Consider the following 19,038-nt stretch of genomic DNA (forward strand, 5'->3'; position numbering starts at 1 on the left):
CCTCCTTGTTCTGCATAACCAGCATTATTTTATTGACTAAATGTGATCATAATACTCAAAGATAGAAACAACATTTAACTTTGTATGTACTTTTAGCAATCTTCGAATAAAGGTGGAATGTACATGATGAAGACAGAAAGTATGGATGAATGCATATTAGTCTGTGTATATTATGGACCGAACGGTGAACGACTTATGCGTAGAGGTGGCAAAATTGCAAAAATGCTTAAGTGTCCACTATATGTTTTGACAGTCGACCCGCAACCGGAAGATGAGTGGGATATCGAAAAAACTCACTATATTTCAGTCTGGAGAAAAATCGCAGAAGAGATCGGGGCTGAATTGATAGAGAAATACAATGAGAAGCGTCCTATTGTAAAAGTCATATGTGATATAACGAAGCAAAAAAATGTGACGCAAATTGTGTTGGGACAGACAGCACAGAGTCGCTGGGAGGAAATAACGAAGGGCTCCATTATTAATGAACTGCTGCATAAACTTTCATTCGTCGACTTACATCTTGTTTCAGTTTCTCGTGAATTGGAGGTTCAAGAGGGCTTTTATGAAAAGGGGATCCGTGCTTACTTAATGGAAGTAAACGAAGGCCATAGGCTTTGCTTCAATCATACGTACCTAGATAAATACGAGGGGATTTTCTATAAAGAAGTAGGCACAGACTTCAATAATGGGGTCTTCAAGTTCATGATGGGCAATGAAATGGTCGAAGTACCCGTCATTGACGATCATGTTAAAGATATTCATAAAATCGATTAACTAAGATGCTCAATCTATTTTAAGTATGGGTAAAGGCTATTTTCCCTCTAAGCAGGAGAATCCCGTGCGGACATGGAATCATTTTCATAGGGAGTTGTTCCCTCACTGAAATGAGAATGGGCTGGGATATTAAGATGCAAGAATATGTGTTATCTAGTCAGGAAATTGTACGGTTGAAGCATTATATTGCGCATAAACACCATGGTCTTGATCCAAAGCAACGGACAGCCATATTATCCGATGCAGTGCACCGAATTATTGAGAGCCGCCTGCCTTCTTTTCCAGATGAGGTGAAGAAGCAGGTCCGCTACGAGCTACTATTGAAGAATAGTGACTCACTCGTCATTCAAGTGGATGATGTGCTTAAACATTGCATGTCTCTGGATCTATACCAAGAGGATCTATTATTACCCTTATCTGAATGGACGTGCAGCAAATCGGCTCTACCCGTACAGGAGGAGGTAGTTCGAGATATCCTTCTTCGGTGGTCTCAGGAGCTATCGCCTAAAGTATCACTTCAAGCATTGGAGCAGGAGTGGGATCAATATGACCCTACCGTATGTATGGAGATTGCTGCAACCAGTGAACCTATCATTCCTTTTAAGTACAAAGATTGGTTCAATCAAAAGATATCTATTTCATTAGCTAGTTTCTTTGTGGTTGTTCTCGTAATCATGCTGATTAACCATGTAGTGGATCAACAACCGTCTACCTCCGTACAAATTGCGGATCCAATTCAAATGTTGGAATCTATAATCACTGAGTATGAGGAGCCTAAACTAGTCGATGGAATTCCTACAGAGCTCAAATATGTTGCTATAGATACCAAGCGTTTGCAACAATATTTACAGGATAAAAACTCAATTTTAGCCGAGGAACCCTATTTGTCTGCGATTGTGGAAGCAAGCAAGAAATTCGATATTCATCCCCTCTTACTGTTTGCTATAACGGGACAAGAGCAGGGGTTTGTTAGAAAAGACAATAAAAATGTAAAGGAAATCGCTAATAACCCCTTTAACGTATTTGGCAGTTGGGAGAGTTACAATACTACGATCGAATCATCTGCTGCCATCGCAGCGAAGACCGTATTTAATGTTAGTAGTCGCCGCCCTGGTGCGAGTCATCCGATCCAGTGGTTAAATCAAACCTATGCCGAGGACCCGAACTGGTGGGAGGGAGTTACTTGGTTTTTCGATGATATGAAGCGGAAAATTGAAGATGGATCTTTTGAGTGGCCCCAGTAGTTTGCTACTAGGGGCTTTTTTTATCATGATTTCTCCCAATTGAAATTAAAAGCTTTGAAGAGTATACTTTTTGAGGTATGCGAAATACCTTAAACATTAAATGATATCTCCCATAACGAGGGTGAATACATTTCTGGTATGTATATATACAGATAAGGGGGACCAAGATGCAACTCATTAATCAATCGGAAGTACAACGCAGGCTCGATATGCTCAAAGAGCAGGATCTATATATTCATCTTGAGATGACTACGGGAGCATACGCCGCCCATAGAGATAGTTCTAAGCATCCAGCTGCAACCTTCATTACTAATGCTATCATCCGATATTCACATGGATCGATTTCCGAAACCGGAGGACCTTATCGTGTCGGCCTGAAAATGAATGAAGGATGGATATACTCGGAAGGGTTAACTCACTATGAAGAAACTGAGACGGACAGATTGATCATGGCGGGCCATGACAGTCAGGGCAAGCTGATCGTATCTTTACAACTAAGTCCGCAGCCTTTCTAAATGAAAGAGGAGATGAGAGAAACGATGGAACAACATATTCTTGTTGTGCTACCACACCCGGATGACGAGGCCTTTGGATTATCGGGTACACTAGCCAAACATATACAGAATGGGGCCAAAGTAACGTATGCCTGCCTAACTTTAGGAGAAATGGGCCGGAATATGGGCATACCCCCTTTTGCTAATCGCGTAACACTTCCGGAGATACGGAAGAAGGAGCTAGAAGAGTCATGCAACGCCATTGGAATACAAGATCTACGATTGCTCGGCTTTCACGATAAAACGATTGAATTTGAAGATAAGGAACAATTGGATAAACAGATCGATGACCTCCTTAAAGAGCTTAGTCCGTCACTGGTCGTGACTTTCTATCCAGGCTATAGCGTTCATCCTGATCATGATGCAACAGGGGCTGCTGTGATTCGCACGATTGCAAGATTACCCAAAGAGCAAAGACCAGTAGTTCACTGCATTGCTTTTGCCAACAATCTTGAGCAAAGCATTGGGAAACCTGATGTTAAAAATGATGTGAAAGATATGTTGCAGATCAAGCTGGCTTCAATTCAGGCACATCGTTCCCAATTCCAGGCGGAAGAATTACTAGGTAGCAAGAAGTTAGGCGATAAAGAACTCATTAATCGGTTTGGTACAGAACATTTCTGGACTTACAAATTTGAATAAATAACATACGTAAAGAGCAGGTTATGGTGATGATCCATTATCTGCTCTTTTTTTCGTTTCTTGATATTCGGTACTTCGACCAGAGTTTTGGGTAATACATAATAAGCCTTACTCATGATGGAAATAGATATAAACATTAATTATAAGGAGATGAGAGTTATGAAAAAGAAAATAGTATTGGAAGAAGCGGCGTTACAAATCGTAAAGGATACGGCAAACCCTCCTTTTATATTTGAACTTGGACCGGAGAAGGGGCGGGAAACCCTTGATTCTTTACAGTCAGATAACACACAAAAACTTCCTGTTGATATTCAAGATTTTGAGATGAAAAGAGACTCGGCTGAACCTGTGTCTGTAAGATTGGTTCGACCACAAAACGTACCCGGTAACTTACCCATCATTCTGTATATTCATGGCGCTGGATGGGTGTTTGGTAATGAACATACGCATGATCGTCTTATTCGGGAACTTGCCGTTGGAGCACAAGCTTGTGTCGTATTTCCAAATTACAGTTTGTCTCCTGAGGTAAAGTATCCAACAGCTATTGAAGAGATTTACGCAGTACTGAAGTGGGTTGCGGAACATGGTCAGGAGCATGGATTGGATTTAGGACGGCTTTATGTAGCAGGTGATAGTGTTGGCGGGAATATGACAGCAGCGATTACGTTACTTGCTAAGGAGCGCAAAGGGCCGACGATTCACAAGCAATTGCTATTCTATCCCGTAACTGATGCCGCATTTGATACAGAATCTTATCATGAATTTGGAACGGAATATTACCTACGCCGCGATGGAATGCAATGGTTCTGGGATCAATACACTACAGATCCTTCTGAAAGAGCGCAAATTACGGTTTCACCGCTTCGTGCAAGTAAAGAGCAACTGACTGGATTACCAACTGCCCTAGTAATTACTGCGGAGGCAGATGTGTTACGGGATGAAGGGGAAGCTTATGCTAATAAGCTCCGTGAGGCAGGAGTAGAAGTTACAGCAGCACGTTTTCAAGGAACAATTCATGACTTTGTCATGATTAATGCGTTAGCAGATAGTAATGCAACTAGAGGAGCTATTATGTTAGCAACCGCTTGGTTAAGAGAGTAATTTGGTGACGGTATGAGGTGAAGCTCAAGCACTTTGCTTGAGCTTTTTTTGCTGTTGGGATTGAAGTGATGGAGGACATCTATGAGTTCAGGGCTAAGATGAGTATGGTATAGTAATGGTATGTTTTTCATAGGAGGAATGTGAAATGAAATATCGTAGATTAGGTGGTAGTGGCCTAAAGGTTAGTGAGATTAGTTTGGGAAGTTGGCTTACATACGGTGGTTATGTTGAACGTGAAAATGCGGTGGATGCAATCAAGACGGCATATGATATCGGCATTAACTTTTTTGATACAGCGAATGTCTATGAGCAGGGAGCTGCGGAAGTACTATTAGGCGAAACGCTAAAGCTTTACCCACGGGAATCCTACGTGCTGGCTACGAAGGTGTTTGGCAAGATGGGTGAAGGTCCAAACGATAGTGGTCTATCACGCAAACACATCATTGAGCAAGCAAACGCTAGTTTGAAGCGGCTCGGACATGATTATGTGGATCTATACTATTGCCACCGTCCAGATCCAGAGACTCCACTTGAAGAAACATTACGCGCACTTGATGACCTCGTTCGTCAAGGCAAAGTATTGTACGTTGGCGTTAGTGAGTGGCAACCTTCTCAAATCGCAGAAGCGCTGCACGTTGCGGATCGTTATCTACTAGACCGAATCGTCGTTAACCAACCGATCTACAATATGTTCAATCGTTATATAGAGAAGGAAGTAATACCACTTGGTGAGCGTTCCGGTATTGGGCAAGTCGTATTTTCTCCCCTAGCACAGGGTCTATTAACAGGGAAATATTCATCCGTAACCGAAGTTCCTGAAGGAAGTCGTGCTGCGAAGCTAGATGGGATGCGCAAAAACATTACCGAGGATAAAATCGCCAAGGTCCACGAGCTGGAGAAGATCGCTAAAGAACTTGAAATTTCCGTAGGTAACCTTGCACTCGCATGGATTCTGCGAAAAGCGAATGTCTCTAGTGCGCTAATCGGTGCTAGCCGCCCAGAGCAAGTGATTGAGAACGCTAAAGCCTCCGACATCGTGCTTAGCGAAGAGATCATTAATCAAATCGAAGAGATTTTGAAATAATTTATAGAATATCAGAGGAAAAGTGACCCTGCCTCTATTCTCACAATGCAATATAAAAGGACTTCTCTCGTGGAAGTCCTCTTTTATGTGTCTATTTGCTTGCTGACAGTTAAGTAATGGATATATATCGTCTCTTGAGAAAAATAGTGCTTATATGATTAAGTCGTATTTCTTAACACCAATCGTGTAGGTAAAATTACCTTTTTGGGAAGCAAATCATTTCCGTTGATACGTTCTAACAGAACATCAACTGCGACCATACCGATTTCTTTCGTCGGTACATCAATGGTGGATAGTGGTGGATTAGAGTACTTGGATACTTCAATGTTAGATAATCCAATAATGGCTACCTCATTAGGTACAATAATCCCATTACTATATAAGCCATTTAAAGCTGCCATAGCCATTAAATCACTAGCAGCAAAAAAGGCAGTAGGATAGTTGTTAGTTTTACATAGCTCAGAAACTTTTTCTATACATACAGCCTCGTCCCACATGCAGTCAATGACCCAATCTGGATTAACAGATAAACCTGCTGCATGCATGGTTGCATAATAACCCCGATATCGACTACTTTCTTTTATACTCCTTTTTAATCCTCTTCCGCCAATAAATCCAATTTTGGTGTGCCCTTTTTCGAGAAGATGACTTACAGCCATTGTAGCAACATTGTAATGATCATAGCCAATATTATCAATATCGCTGCGATCGGTATCGATCCCAACAATATGTGGAACCTGCTTGCGAAGATATTCATAGATTTCGCTATTTAATGTTTCCATTAAGATCAGACCTGTAATAGATTCGCTGAATGTATTAAACAGCATTTGCTTGTCTTCGAGCTCCGGTCCTGTACGGATAAATGAAATGCTATATCCATGACTAAGCAATCGTTCCTCCACACCCGTTAGGATGGACATGAAATATGGATCATTATATTTATTTTTCGTAACGCTCAATACACATCCGATTTTAATGTGCGATTTGGTTCCATGCTGCTCTTTGGTTGATGATTGTCGCTTTTGCTTTGAGCTAATCGTGTAGTTTAGTTGTGTAACTGCCTGCCATACTCGTTCACGTGTTTCATCGGTCATTTTATACTTCGTATCATTGTTTAGTACTCTGGATACTGTGGCAGTGGACACTTTAGCTAAATGAGCAACATCCCTTATTGTACTCATAATTGAAAAATTCTCCTTTTAGACGTTTTATTATCGTTGGGGTATGTCGAAGAAAGTTATAGAAACATATACGATTTGTTGAGTAAATTGATAACAAATGTTTAGTTCATATAATCACATAACTACTTTCAATAGTATATCATACTGATTGGGCAATTACCAATATAAAACACAAAATATTTGTTAAATTATCCCTTGACTTAATAATGAGGAATGATATGATTACAACATAAGTTTACTAAACAACGCGATAATTATACGTAACAAAATGCACTGAATTTAACGTAACAAATAGCGATCTTTTTATTAAACTCTGACAATGGTTGGGAGAGGTAGAACGTGAGCAAATCGATAACAGTGTACCCTACAATAACGGATGAAGTATTAACTAATCCAGGAATTGGATTTATAGTTGCTCCTGGCTTGATGGGTGATCCAGAAGAAGTTCATGATAATAGAGGAGAAAAAAAGGAAAAATACAAGTTTTCAATAGATAGTCAAACCTATAATCATCCTGATAGTAAAGTCAATTTCTGTAGTGTGCGCTGGAGAGAAATAGAAATTGAAAAGGGTGTATTTAGGTGGGAGGTTCTCGAGGAAAAGCTTAATTATTCTAAGTCCCTTGGATGTACTGCTGTTGTACGTTGTTCACCTTATGCTTTAAGTGAAGAGGATGATATCCCGCTATGGTTTAGAGCGGAAGAACCAGAACAACCAGAATTTCCTTTTTGGCGAGTAGATCCAAATACCTCAAATTATGTAGAGTATTGGTCTAGCTTCATTAAGAATTTTGCTGCACACTTCGACGGGCATCCCGTTATTAGCTCAATTGACTTAACGATTGTCGGAGCATGGGGTGAAGGCGGAGGAACAGAATTTCTAAAGGCTGAAGCTATTGAGCAAATTACGGATGCGTATTTAGATGGGTTCAAGGTTACTCCTTTGCAAGCCTTGTTACATGATCCTTTATCATCCAAAATCATTACAGATCGTAAAGCCAAGGTTGGCTTTCGTGTAGATTGTTTAGGAGATATGGGCGGTTTTCATGGAGATAAGTGGTCTCATATGAATGATTTTTATCCTCAAAATATACAAAATTTTGGAATGGCAGATGCTTGGCAGAACGCTCCCGTGTTATTTGAAGCTTGTTGGCATATGAATGATTGGTATGTTCAGGGTTGGGATATTGATTATATCATTCAAGAAACGCTGAAATGGCATATCAGCTCTTTTAATAGCAAGGGAACGACTGTACCGGAGCCATGGAAAGAAAAAGTTGAGCAATGGTTGAAGAAGATGGGATATCGATTTGAGCTAAGAAAGCTTACGTATGATTCAACGGTTAAAGCTGGAGAGCATTTAGCTATTACAGGGCTCTGGGCCAACGTAGGCGTCGCTCCTATTTATAATCATTATCCACTTGTTATGAGGCTAGTAGGTAAAGATCAAACGTATATCTTGCAGAGTAATGAGGATATTCGGTTGTGGTTACCCGAGGAAGACATTCTATGGGAAGAAAGCTTCTTAATTCAGAGTGATGTACTTGAAGGTGAATACATATTGCAGCTCGGCATCGAAACGGGAGTGGAAGAAATAGGTAATATTAAGCTTGCTATTGAAGAGAATGTTGATGGTTATTATCCTCTAGGATCCATATCGATTGAAAGGGGAACCGAATAAGCATGAGTACTCTATCGGATTTTAATGAAGCGATTAGCTATTGTGAATTTGATTATTTACCAGAAGGAATAGAAGAAAAATATAAACATTTTGAACTAAAAAACAAATCAGCATTCATTTCTCGTCATTTTCTTCATGAGATTTTTGAAAAATATCAACTCCCCGAGGCTACTCAGAAATATCTATTAAATGGAATTGAAGCTATAGAGCAAGATTCCATATTATATCCATTCACTTCATTTTTAGTAGAGGATATGTGTTCTGCACGTAATCGTTGCGATATAGATTTTTATACGAATATGACACCAGGGTGTATGAAATCATACGGAGAATTATATTCGTTCTTGTTACTGCTAGCTTGCGTTGCACCATCGATGGAAATGTTAGCAGCGAGAGGTATTCCTAAATCATATTATGAGGATATCCCGCACCAACCATTAAAGCTTCAGTTAGATAAAATAGTTCAACACAATGATGCTAGCGTGCATGACTTTGCATGGGTTATGAATTTTTATACCTGTTCTATATTTCTATTGGATCGATTTCTGTTTATCCCCTATCAATTTGATGATCATTTCACGATGTATCGACATGTCCAAACGCAAGAGGTGGTTGCATTACGGCATGCAGGAGAGCAATTTCGGAGTGATGGTCAAAAGGAAGGCATAAATGGTGTTTATGATCTGAATCAATCCTTCACATCTATTTGGAACGAAAATGAAAAATCGATTACCGCCAATCGAATTAACCCTATGGGCTTCGTAGAGAAGGAGCCGATTACACTCGATAAGAGTAATTGGAAGCCTGCCCTTATAAAAGGGGACATCCTTCTAGCACTTCATATTCCATCAGGTCCTGGCTACACACCGGATCGATTGAAAACTTCAATGAAGCTGGCGATTGAGTTATATCGTCATTATTTTCCTGAGTTATCTATACAAGGATTCTGGAGTGCAAGCTGGCTTTATGACTCGCGTTTATCGCTTGTACTTGATAATGAGACAAGTAATATCGTAAAAGTGCAAAGACAGTTTTACATTTATCCAACCGATGAAGGCGACAAGATGATCCGTTATGAGATTTTTGGTGATGGGGATGCAGATCCTGTGCGTGACCAACTTGAATTAACAACCTCATTACAAAAGGCTGCTGCGGAATATATGAAGAAAGGGGCTAGATTTAATTCTTTAAGCATGATTGTACTGAAGGAAGATCTCGTAAAAATGGGTCACATGCCGTATATAACGACTGAGGATATACAGAAATTCCATTCTACAGTTGATACTCATTTATAAGGAGCGAAGATAGGATGGGGAAATATTCTCTTGAAAATTATGAGCACTACCCAACAGTTAAAATACGTCCTAAGCCTATATCGGGTGAACAATTAGATTTGAGTAAAAGTCAGTTTAATTTTATCACCTTATCGTGGAAAGAATTTGAGCCAGCTAGAGGAGATTTTAGACTAGAAATTCTTGAGCAGGCATTAAATAAGATCAGCAATGCGATTCTCATGATCTTTCCAGATCCCCCGGTATGGGTGAAAAATCATTCGGATGACTACTTATCTGCTTTTATCAGAAAAGTAGGAAGCTATATCGATTCCGATCGACGGCTAAAGGGTGTTGTGATCTCTAACCTAACAGGGAGCAAGGTAGAATGGAATGCCTATATGGATTCATTTGAAACTCTAACTTTGTTTGCTGATTTAAAGAATCATAGCTTAATTCATCATTTAAGAAAGCATAATCGATTGTTTGGCCTACTGGTTACATGTAAAGAAAGCAATTGGATCGATTGCTGTGAGTCGTTTGCTAAGTTGAAGCTAAGCAATATTTGGCGACAAAGTCCTGTCATTCTTAATATTACTGATGAGGTTTGTGGACCCAATGTTAAGCGAGAAGCGTATCGCTGGCATGCCAGTCTTTCCAATCTAGATTTAGAGTTAGGCTACAATATGACACTACGAAGACTAACTTATCCAGAAAGTGTATCTAGCCAAGGTAGCTTACCACTTCGTTTTTGGTTTGTGAATACTGGAAGCGCTAGAGTGTATGAGGAGTTTGAGCTATGGGTGCAATTAAAACTAGAGGATGAGACCTATGAGCTTCTTCTAAATGCTCCAACACAATTATGGTTGATGGGGGATTTGGTGCATAACGAAATTACACAGTTACCAAATATGAAACTGGGGCAATATACAGTGAGCGTAGGCCTCTTTCATAAAGACCAATCTTTCATTCAACTTAATATCGATAGCAAGGAAGTTAATGGCTATTATGAAGTAGGTCTAATTAAGGTAGAGCCTATGAATGAGGATCAGCTTTTAAATATATGGGATAGATATTATCCAGAAGGATATTATCCACTCGAGGATCCTGCAGTTCCAGAACAGGAATCCTAAAAAACTTAAACAAAATACATATGCTGGAGGTAATAACTTTGAAATTAGCATTAATTGGTGCAGGACAAAGAGGTATGATTTACGCAGAACAAGCTTATCAAGACTTTGGAATTGCTGCAGTCGTTGAGCCACATGAAGGTAGAAGAAAAGAGGCCTCAGATAAGTTTCAAATTCCTGCGAATAAACAATTTACTAGTGTTGATGAGTTCTTTAGTCAAGGCAAAATATGTGATGCCGTCATAATTTCATCCTTGGATCGTGATCACTATGAGCAGACGATGGTAGCACTTGACTTGGGCTATGATATTTTACTAGAAAAGCCGATCTCTCCATGCCCTGAAGAATGTATCAAAATTCAGGAGAAAGCAAATATGCTTGGACGTAAGGTCATCGTATGTCATGTACTTCGATATACAAACTTCTTTTCAGAAATTAAGAAGATTATTGATAGCAATGAGTTAGGTAAGGTAGTTACGATTCAACACAATGAAAATATAGGTAATTATCACATGGCGCACTCCTTTGTCAGAGGAAATTGGAGAAGAAGTGATATTTCCAGCCCAATTATTATGCAAAAATCTTGTCATGACATGGATATTTTAGCATGGCTTGTAAACAGTGAAGCAAAACGCATTTCTTCTTATGGGGATCTAACCTATTTCAAAGAGGCGAATGCACCAGAGGGCAGTGCTGAACGTTGCTTAGATTGTCAAGTAGCAGCAGAATGTCGCTTTGATGTTAGAAAGACGTATTTACCTATTGTTGGTAATTGGCCGGCTACAGCTGTATCTGCTCATCAATCTGAAGAAGGTTTGCTTAAGGATTTGGAAACAAGCCCATACGGTCGTTGTGTATATCGTACGGATAATGATGTGTGTGATCATCAGGTGTCAATTATTGAATTTAAAAATGGTGTAAGCGTTACCTTTAATTTGAGTGGCTTTACAAACAAAATGTATCGCAGCCTAAAAATTATGTGTGAGCATGGCGAAATTAGAGGGGACGATAGTTCAAATATTATTGAGATTACGAGATTTGCTTCTAATATTGATGCGAAATATGAACAAAGAGTTATTCATCCCGAATCTACTATCGGAGGACATAATGGTGGGGATACTGGCTTAATGAATGATTTCTTAGCAAACCTAGGTAATCCAGATTACAATAGTCGCTCTTCAATCGATGATTCTGTAGAAAGTCATATTATGGCTTATGCCACTGAAAAGGCAAGATTAACAGGTACAGTAATTGATATTGATCAATTAAAGAGTGAGTTAAAGAGAAGCGTAGCTTTGTAATAGCTTACTTTAATGGAAGAGGAGTGATTTAATGAGTTCGGTCTCCAAAGAATTATCTGATTTACCTCCTAAGTACAGTAAGGGATTTCTATATGAAATGAAGAAAAATATAATCCTATATTTAATGTGTGTGCCTGCTCTATTAATACTGATCTTATTCAGCTATATTCCCTTTTCGGGCATATGGATGGCATTTACAGATTTTAATGTCATTGATGGCATATTTGGCAGTAAATTCGTAGGATTAGATAATTTTAAATACTTCTTCGCCAAAAACAGTATGGGTTGGCAGGTCACATATAACACCTTATTTATCAACTTTTTTAGCATTATTCTTGGCATCATTGTTCCTGTCAGTATTGCAATTTTTATAAATGAGATCCGCAATAAGACCTACAAAAAAATATCACAAAGTATGATGTTTTTTCCATATTTCATTTCTTGGGTTGTTGTAGGAGCTATCATTTATGGTATTTTCTCTACAGATGTGGGCGTAGCTAACAATATTTTAGGATATTTTGGAGTGGAGCCTATTCGATGGTACTCAGAACCAAAGTATTGGAAGACGATTATCATTTTTGCGAGTGTTTGGAAATGGAGCGGGTATAGCTCTATTCTATATATGGCAGCAATGTCGAACTTTGATAACAGCTTATATGAATCAGCAAAAGTGGACGGTGCGAATAAGCTTCAGCAAATTTATTATTTAACAATCCCAATGTTAAAGCCAACCATTATCGTATTAACGTTACTAAATGTAGGTAGAATCTTCTACGGAGATTTTGGGATGATCTACGGTATTGTTGGTAATAATCCGGTTTTGATTGATGAAGTTACTGTTATTGATACCTACGTATATCAATCTATGCGTACACTTGGGTTTTCATATTCAACGGCCATTGGTCTATTTCAATCTTTAATGGGGCTTATCCTAATTACGTTTGCCAATAAAACAGCTAAGAAAATAAACGATGGGGAGGGTCTATTCTAAACATGGGAATTAATAGAGCGCTTGGCGATAAATTAGTTGTGATCATAGCATATTGCTTTATAGGCTGTTTTGCTCTCGTTTGTTTATATCCTCTTTGGTTAACAGTTAGTGTTTCTTTCTCATCTGAACAGGCAATTGCAAGAAATGGATATTCGTTTCTACCTCAGAGTCCTAGCATTGATACGTATAAATATATTTTTGTGAATAGCGGAATGAGAATTTTGAAGTCTTATGGTATAACGATTTTTGTCACGGTAGTAGGAACAACAAGTGCCTTGCTTATTACAAGTATGATGGCTTTTGCGCTGTCACTCAAAAAACTGAAATATCGCAATTTTATTGCATTTATTAGTAATTTTACGATTATTTTCTCATCGGGCTTAATTCCTTGGTATATCGTATCTGTTAATTACTATGGCTTAAAAAATAGCATCTGGGCATTAATCCTTCCTGCGGTATTTAGTGTATGGAATATGTTCCTGATGAGAACGTATTTCTCAAGTATTTCACCGTCCTTATATGAGGCAGCTGAAATTGATGGTGCCAACTATTTCAGGATTTATTTGAAAATAGCTCTACCCTTGAGTAAGACAGCATTGTTAACAGTGGGTTTGATGTATGCGCTTTCTTATTGGAATGACTGGTGGCATGCGCTGATCTTTATTAATGATAAGGATCTATTCCCATTGCAATATTATCTTTATAACATTTTATCCAATGTAAATGCGATTAGCTCAGGCCGAATTCCATCAGGAGCTTCAGGCAGTATCACTTTACCAGCAGAAACTGTGAAAATGGCAATTACAGTGATTACGATAGGACCTATTATTTTTCTTTATCCTTTTGTTCAAAAATACTTTGTGCAAGGCATTATGGCAGGCGCAGTAAAAGAGTAAAGATCTAATTATATTAGTCCTAAAGGGCTTAATATATATGAACATTTCAAAGGGGGATATTATATGAAAAGGAATAAGTTGCAAATCCTATTGGTATTAATGTTATTGTCAGTTTCAATTCTTGCAGGTTGTAGTAGCAACAGCAACAGTAACAGTGCGTCTGGCTCTAAAGTAGAACCACTTACCATCCTGTATCCAGGTGATGAAAGTGAACGTATGACTGAATATCTTGACAATGAATTTGCTGAGAAGATGGAAACTGAGCTTGGGTTAAAGGTGAAAGTTATTTTTGTACCATGGGCGCAATATTGGGAACAAAAGGATATTATGCTAGCCGCATCTGAACCAGTCGATCTCTTTTGGGATGGTCTTCCTGACCTATCAACAATTGTAAATAAGAAGCAAGCTCAACCATTAGATAGCCTAATTGAAAAATATGGTCAAGACATGCTAAAAGTATTGCCTATGGAACATCTTCAAGGTGCAGTAATTGATGGTCAAATATATGGTATTCCTTCTGCATATGCTCCATCCTCTGCTATGTATCAATTGGTTGCCGTTCGCCAGGATATTTTAGAAGCGGTTGGTATGACAGAAGTAAATACAGCCGAAGATTTGAAAGAATTTGCTACAAGAGCATCGAAGCAATATCCGGAATTTAAGGGACCTTCGGATATTATCTTTAAGCCACTTACTAGATACTTTACAGATGAACAGTATAACTGGATTGCATCTGAGGACTTAGTTGTATTTGGTGAAGATAGTAAAAAAGCTTACAGCTACTTTGAAACAGAAGCTTTCCAAAAAGTAGCGAAATTTAATAATGGAATGTATGATGCAGGTCTATACTCTGAGGATCTAACAATAAAGTACAATGAAAGAGATACTCGCATGCAAACGGGCTTATATTTATGGGTAGAAGGCTCCTTAGGTAAAGAAATGGAAATTATTGAAGCAGTTAGAGCTAATGATCCAAAGGCAGTAGTTAAAACTTATCTTCTAGCTGATGATAAGCCTCGTTATATTACGGCAACAGGTGGAGAGGTTCTAGCAGTTCCAGCAACAGCTCCAAATCCTGAAGGCGCGATGAAATTTATCAATTGGATATACTCATCACAGGAAAACTATCAATTCGCTCTATATGGTGTAGAAGGTAAGGATTTTGAAATAGTAGATGGTAGAATTAAGAAGATAACAGCCAGTGAATTCTTCTATGAGTGGATGTTTAGAAATCAAAATTATCAATTATTTGGACCAGATGTTGATCAAGCATCAATCGATAACTACGCTATCTGGGATGATAAGGCTATCTTATCTGATGCATTAGGCTTCCGCTTCAATAATGAGAAAGTAAAGAATATTGAAACGGCTTTGAAAGAAGTAGCAGGTAAACAACTAGCGGCGATCCGCTCAGGTTTCGTTGATTTTGAAACAGGGTATCCAAAGGCGATTGAAAAGCTAAAAGCAGCAGGAATAGATGAGTATGTTGCAGAAGTTCAACGTCAACTTGATGAATTTTTGGCAAGTAAATAATTGAAGTTATGTAGATGCAGTATTCGCGATTAATTCAACTAACCGCAACCAAAGCCTCGAACCCAAATTGGTTTGAGGCTTTGGTTCGTTATTGAAGAGGTTGATTTGGCTTTGATAGTAATTAATTATTTTATCGCCAAGGTCCACGAGCTGGAGAAGATCGCTAAAGAACTCGATATTTCCATCCACTGTCGAGATCTTGCTATCCTATGTAGGATGACTACTACTGATATAAAGATTACCTTATACTATGGGTATGAGGTGAAGGATATGGATCAAAAGTTATTTGACCTTCTATATGCGGCAGTAGTTAACCGCGAATCAACCTATGAAGGTGTATATTATACGGGAGTAAAGACAACAAAGATCGTGTGTCGACCTACTTGTCGGGCCAAAACACCTAAAGCAATGAACGTGACTTTTTACAGCACTCTAGAAGATGCACTTCAGGCGGGTTTTCGGCCTTGCAAACGTTGTAAGCCTGAAGCTAACGGGGCGCTTGGACCGGATGCGGCTTTGGCCGCGCAGGTGGATACGATCATTGAGACACAATACAAAGATAAACTTACCTTGTCTCAGTTGGCTGCTTTGCTTGCTATAAGTCCTTACCATTTGCAACGAACATACAAGCGAGTGAGAGGATATTCGCCTGCAGAAAAAACGGAGCTTGTTCGATTAAAACATGCGCAGCGGTTGTTATTAGAATCAAATGCTACCATCGCAGAGATTGGAGTTACTGTGGGCTATAGTAGTCCATCCCATTTCGCTGCTTGGTTTTGCAATAGAACGGGGATATCTCCCACAGTATATCGGAACGAACAAGGAGGAGGAGCTGAATCTGATGACCAGTAAAAGGTATCGACAAACGATAATGGGCTTGAATCAGCCTTGGACACTTATTGCGAGTGAGCAAGGAATTAGCCAATTGTTATATCCTCCCCATGTGTCAACATTGGCCGGGCTTAATCAAGATTTCACTGAGATGATAGAGGATCGCGGTCTTTTCGATGAATTTGGCATCATCGAGTTGTTGGAGCAATATTTCGCTGGAGTTCCTGTCAGTTTCGATAAGGTTCCATTGGATGTAGGAGGAACACCGTTTCAACAGAGCGTATGGCGGGGCTTAAGCCAAATCCCTCATGGAGAAACGTGGACGTACAAGGAGTTTGCGAACACCATTGGAAAACCATCAGCAATAAGAGCAGTAAGTACTGCGATTGGACGCAATCCTTTGCCCATCGTGTTGCCTTGTCACAGGGTGGTCGGTTCTAACGGAACGTTAACCGGATTTAGAGGGGGGCTTCAAATGAAGAAAGACATCCTTGCTTTGGAGGGTATAAGTAATTTGAAGGTTGCTGGACATGAACGATTCCAGTTCTGATCTGCTCTTAAATCGATACAATAGGTTTCAATACAGTAAAACCTCGCTCTCATACACAGTTCACACTGGTGAGAGCGAGGTTTTTTTGATAGAATCATCGTTAAAAAATGAAGTTAGTTATTTGTAGTTACTTTTAACAGTTTAGCGATAAAGGCTGCTGCTTCAGCACGAGTTGCAATTTTTTGAGGGGCAAATCGGTTCTGACCAACACCACTCACAAGTCCTTCTTTCACTGCTGTTGCCACATAAGGTATAGCCCACGCAGGGATGGAGTTCTTATCGGAGAAAGAAAGTGATTGCTGTGAGTCGCCCTTAAGTTCTGCAGCATGAACCATCCAAGTTGTAATCTCTGCACGATTCAGCACTTTATCTGCTTTGAACGTGCCATCTGTATAGCCACTTACAATTCCTGCTTCTACAGCTTGAGAAATATAAGAGGTTGCCCATGCTGGAATGTTCTTTGAATCCGTAAATGTAAGTGAATTCGTTGTTTCTTTCATTGGTAGGGCACGGCCAAGCATGGTAATGAACTCAGTGCGGTTGATACTTGCATCAGGTTTAAATGACTGATCACTGTAACCTGTAACGTATCCTGCAGCCATACCGGCTTTAATAGCACTCTCTGCCCAGTGTCCTGAGATGTCTTTCAAAGATTCCGTAGGTTCAGGTTTTGTAGTAGTTTCTACATCTGTTTTGATGATCCCGAATTGATCTACAATAAATGGCTTGGTATCATTTTTATCTTGATCAATTTCATAGGTAACGGCTGTAAGTTTGTTGCCATCTACAGTGATACCAACAAAGTTCTGTATTTGACTGCGTTTAGGTCTACGATCATCCTTCGGATCTGGGCCATATGGAGCTGCATGATTCTCTTCAGCTCGTTCGAAGAGGTTATAGTAGCTATCCCCAAGTTTTTCACTTGGGTTCTTATAGTAAACTTTTGGTCCTGCCGTTGCCGGAATCACATAAATACTTCCATCAGGATCAACACTGTATTCAATTGTTTCTCCATTTAATGTTTCTTTAATTTTCGTTGGTGTTGTTGCTTTACCATCTTGAGCGATTGGTTTGGTGCGAGCATAAATATGATCGTGACCTTGCATAACAAAGTCGATATCAAGCTCGGCTATCAGTGGAGCGATTTGGTTACGAACCCCGTTTGGATCCATGATGTCATCATCTGTGGCATGATTAGAAGTAGTGTAGGGACCTTTATGAATGTTCACAATGATCCACGTTGCTCCAGCCTTTTTGGCTGTTGTAGCATCTTTCTTTAACCATTCAACTTGATCTTCGGAAAAATTGGCATATTTCTCTGAATTCTCATTGGTATTTAATACGATAAAATGAGCATTGCTGTAATCATAGGAGTAGTACGCTCCAGTTTCTGTAGCAGATCCAGCAGGGGTGTTAATATTAAAGTGTTCATAAAAAGCATAGTTCTCTTCCTCGTGATTACCTGCAGAAGGAACAAAGGTTGTATTCAATAGGCTTTCTTGTGAATGACCCAGCAACCAGTTCCACTGTTCTTCCTTCGTACCCGTATCTACGATATCTCCGTTGTGGACTACAAACTGAGCATTATCTACGGTTTGAAGTGCCTTTTCTAGCGTCTGTGCAGACAAAATGGCTTCATCTTCGCTTTTTGCCTGAGTATCAGCTAAATCAATAAAGGTAAATTCCCCACTCTTAAGGGCAGTTTGGAACGTACCTGTTGCACTCCAAATCCCACGTTCTTTGTCACCCACACGATAATAATAAGTTGTATCTGCTTCAAGACCTGTAGCAACTGCTTTATGGACAAGCTCTTCTCCAGAATTGGTCGATGCAGAAGAGGAGCCTTCAAATGCGATACCGTTCGTAAAATCAGCTTTAGAACTGGTTTTCTTCGTTAATTGAACCGTACTGTTTGTAAAAAGTTTGGAAGTATACCAGGTAAATCCTTTGGAACTTTTGGTATCTCCATAAAATGTAGCTGTAATTTTGCTAATCCTATTAGCTGTGTTACTTGTTGATTCAGCATAGGCAGGCAAAGCTGACGGAACAGCGACCAGACCGAGCACAAGAGTAACAGATAGAATCGTTGATGACCATTTTTTAAACTTCGTAAACACGTGAACACTCCTCTTAGTTGCTAATATGTAATAGTTACGATTATCATCATAGCAATGAATTGTTAATAGATTGTTTTCTGTTATGAAGTACTTTGTAAAGTGAACGTATAGCTGATAATTAACTCAATTAAGTCTTAAGAAATAGACATATTTAACAT

The 19,038-nt window shown here is 39.3% G+C and carries 17 protein-coding genes and 1 pseudogene; 15 read left to right on the forward strand and 3 right to left on the reverse strand.

Annotated features, from left to right (window positions below):
- Nucleotides 1-123: 123 nt before the first annotated feature.
- The 6 genes from NST85_RS13105 (at nt 124) to NST85_RS13130 (ending at nt 5,399) form a co-directional block, all read left to right on the forward strand.
- The gene (locus NST85_RS13105) at nt 124-774 is read left to right on the forward strand and encodes a universal stress protein (protein WP_341189509.1); all 651 of its coding nucleotides are present in this window, start codon (nt 124-126) and stop codon (nt 772-774) included.
- 110 nt (nt 775-884) lie between these two features.
- Entirely contained in the window at nt 885-2,018 is a 1,134-nt protein-coding gene (locus NST85_RS13110) for a hypothetical protein (RefSeq protein ID WP_341189510.1), read from the forward strand.
- A gap of 167 nt (nt 2,019-2,185) precedes the next feature.
- The gene (locus tag NST85_RS13115) at nt 2,186-2,533 is read left to right on the forward strand and encodes a YojF family protein (protein ID WP_127194554.1); all 348 of its coding nucleotides are present in this window, start codon (nt 2,186-2,188) and stop codon (nt 2,531-2,533) included.
- Nucleotides 2,534-2,557: 24 nt separating this feature from the next.
- Nucleotides 2,558-3,214, forward strand: a complete 657-nt coding sequence (bshB2, locus tag NST85_RS13120; protein ID WP_307399456.1) for a bacillithiol biosynthesis deacetylase BshB2 — start codon at nt 2,558-2,560, stop codon at nt 3,212-3,214.
- A 159-nt stretch (nt 3,215-3,373) separates the two neighbouring features.
- Entirely contained in the window at nt 3,374-4,315 is a 942-nt protein-coding gene (locus tag NST85_RS13125; protein WP_341189511.1) for an alpha/beta hydrolase, read from the forward strand.
- 145 nt (nt 4,316-4,460) lie between these two features.
- On the forward strand, nt 4,461-5,399 hold the full coding sequence (locus tag NST85_RS13130) for an aldo/keto reductase family protein (RefSeq protein WP_127194557.1): 939 nt from the start codon (nt 4,461-4,463) through the stop codon (nt 5,397-5,399).
- Nucleotides 5,400-5,557: 158 nt separating this feature from the next.
- Here NST85_RS13130 and NST85_RS13135 read toward each other — a convergent pair whose 3' ends face one another.
- A complete protein-coding gene (locus tag NST85_RS13135; RefSeq protein ID WP_127194558.1) occupies nt 5,558-6,580 on the reverse strand; it encodes a LacI family DNA-binding transcriptional regulator in 1,023 nt (340 codons plus the stop codon).
- A 339-nt stretch (nt 6,581-6,919) separates the two neighbouring features.
- Here NST85_RS13135 and NST85_RS13140 point away from each other — a divergent pair, with 339 nt between their 5' ends.
- The 9 genes from NST85_RS13140 (at nt 6,920) to NST85_RS13180 (ending at nt 16,763) form a co-directional block, all read left to right on the forward strand.
- Nucleotides 6,920-8,260 carry a DUF4832 domain-containing protein gene (locus tag NST85_RS13140; protein WP_307399447.1) on the forward strand — a complete coding sequence of 447 codons (1,341 nt, stop codon included), beginning with the start codon at nt 6,920-6,922 and terminating at the stop codon, nt 8,258-8,260.
- Between the two features lie 2 nt (nt 8,261-8,262).
- Nucleotides 8,263-9,555: an acyltransferase domain-containing protein gene (locus NST85_RS13145; protein ID WP_341189512.1), complete on the forward strand. Its 1,293-nt coding sequence runs from the start codon at nt 8,263-8,265 to the stop codon at nt 9,553-9,555.
- 14 nt (nt 9,556-9,569) lie between these two features.
- The gene (locus NST85_RS13150) at nt 9,570-10,664 is read left to right on the forward strand and encodes a DUF4832 domain-containing protein (RefSeq protein WP_341189513.1); all 1,095 of its coding nucleotides are present in this window, start codon (nt 9,570-9,572) and stop codon (nt 10,662-10,664) included.
- 38 nt (nt 10,665-10,702) lie between these two features.
- Nucleotides 10,703-11,962, forward strand: a complete 1,260-nt coding sequence (locus NST85_RS13155) for a Gfo/Idh/MocA family protein (RefSeq protein ID WP_341189514.1) — start codon at nt 10,703-10,705, stop codon at nt 11,960-11,962.
- A gap of 31 nt (nt 11,963-11,993) precedes the next feature.
- Nucleotides 11,994-12,953 carry an ABC transporter permease gene (locus NST85_RS13160; protein ID WP_341189515.1) on the forward strand — a complete coding sequence of 320 codons (960 nt, stop codon included), beginning with the start codon at nt 11,994-11,996 and terminating at the stop codon, nt 12,951-12,953.
- A gap of 2 nt (nt 12,954-12,955) precedes the next feature.
- A complete protein-coding gene (locus NST85_RS13165) occupies nt 12,956-13,849 on the forward strand; it encodes a carbohydrate ABC transporter permease (protein WP_341189516.1) in 894 nt (297 codons plus the stop codon).
- A 63-nt stretch (nt 13,850-13,912) separates the two neighbouring features.
- Nucleotides 13,913-15,382 carry an ABC transporter substrate-binding protein gene (locus NST85_RS13170; RefSeq protein WP_341189517.1) on the forward strand — a complete coding sequence of 490 codons (1,470 nt, stop codon included), beginning with the start codon at nt 13,913-13,915 and terminating at the stop codon, nt 15,380-15,382.
- A 105-nt stretch (nt 15,383-15,487) separates the two neighbouring features.
- Nucleotides 15,488-16,234: a bifunctional transcriptional activator/DNA repair enzyme AdaA gene (locus NST85_RS13175; RefSeq protein WP_341189518.1), complete on the forward strand. Its 747-nt coding sequence runs from the start codon at nt 15,488-15,490 to the stop codon at nt 16,232-16,234.
- Complete coding sequence (locus tag NST85_RS13180; protein ID WP_341189519.1) at nt 16,224-16,763, forward strand: methylated-DNA--[protein]-cysteine S-methyltransferase; 540 nt, start codon at nt 16,224-16,226, stop codon at nt 16,761-16,763. Before NST85_RS13175 ends, NST85_RS13180 begins: the two co-directional genes overlap by 11 nt.
- A 113-nt stretch (nt 16,764-16,876) precedes the next feature.
- Here the strand turns inward: NST85_RS13180 and NST85_RS29315 are convergent, their stop codons facing one another.
- Both NST85_RS29315 and NST85_RS13185 read right to left on the reverse strand, forming a co-directional pair.
- Entirely contained in the window at nt 16,877-17,413 is a 537-nt protein-coding gene (locus NST85_RS29315; protein ID WP_445671182.1) for an S-layer homology domain-containing protein, read from the reverse strand.
- Nucleotides 17,414-17,455: 42 nt separating this feature from the next.
- A pseudogene (locus NST85_RS13185) lies at nt 17,456-18,880 on the reverse strand (fibronectin type III domain-containing protein); the annotation flags it as partial.
- Nucleotides 18,881-19,038 lie beyond the last annotated feature (158 nt).

It is taken from the genome of Paenibacillus sp. FSL K6-2524 (assembly GCF_038005525.1).
GTDB classification, from domain to species: domain Bacteria; phylum Bacillota; class Bacilli; order Paenibacillales; family Paenibacillaceae; genus Fontibacillus; species Fontibacillus anaericanus.

Coding starts and splice junctions, on each gene's coding strand:
- NST85_RS13105 (WP_341189509.1), top strand. CDS start 124: ATGATGAAGACAGAAAGTATGGATGAATGCATATTAGTCTGTGTATAT.
- NST85_RS13110 (WP_341189510.1), top strand. CDS start 885: ATGAGAATGGGCTGGGATATTAAGATGCAAGAATATGTGTTATCTAGT.
- NST85_RS13115 (WP_127194554.1), top strand. CDS start 2,186: ATGCAACTCATTAATCAATCGGAAGTACAACGCAGGCTCGATATGCTC.
- bshB2 (WP_307399456.1), top strand. CDS start 2,558: ATGGAACAACATATTCTTGTTGTGCTACCACACCCGGATGACGAGGCC.
- NST85_RS13125 (WP_341189511.1), top strand. CDS start 3,374: ATGAAAAAGAAAATAGTATTGGAAGAAGCGGCGTTACAAATCGTAAAG.
- NST85_RS13130 (WP_127194557.1), top strand. CDS start 4,461: ATGAAATATCGTAGATTAGGTGGTAGTGGCCTAAAGGTTAGTGAGATT.
- NST85_RS13135 (WP_127194558.1), bottom strand. CDS start 6,580: ATGAGTACAATAAGGGATGTTGCTCATTTAGCTAAAGTGTCCACTGCC.
- NST85_RS13145 (WP_341189512.1), top strand. CDS start 8,263: ATGAGTACTCTATCGGATTTTAATGAAGCGATTAGCTATTGTGAATTT.
- NST85_RS13150 (WP_341189513.1), top strand. CDS start 9,570: ATGGGGAAATATTCTCTTGAAAATTATGAGCACTACCCAACAGTTAAA.
- NST85_RS13160 (WP_341189515.1), top strand. CDS start 11,994: ATGAGTTCGGTCTCCAAAGAATTATCTGATTTACCTCCTAAGTACAGT.
- NST85_RS13165 (WP_341189516.1), top strand. CDS start 12,956: ATGGGAATTAATAGAGCGCTTGGCGATAAATTAGTTGTGATCATAGCA.
- NST85_RS13170 (WP_341189517.1), top strand. CDS start 13,913: ATGAAAAGGAATAAGTTGCAAATCCTATTGGTATTAATGTTATTGTCA.
- NST85_RS13180 (WP_341189519.1), top strand. CDS start 16,224: ATGACCAGTAAAAGGTATCGACAAACGATAATGGGCTTGAATCAGCCT.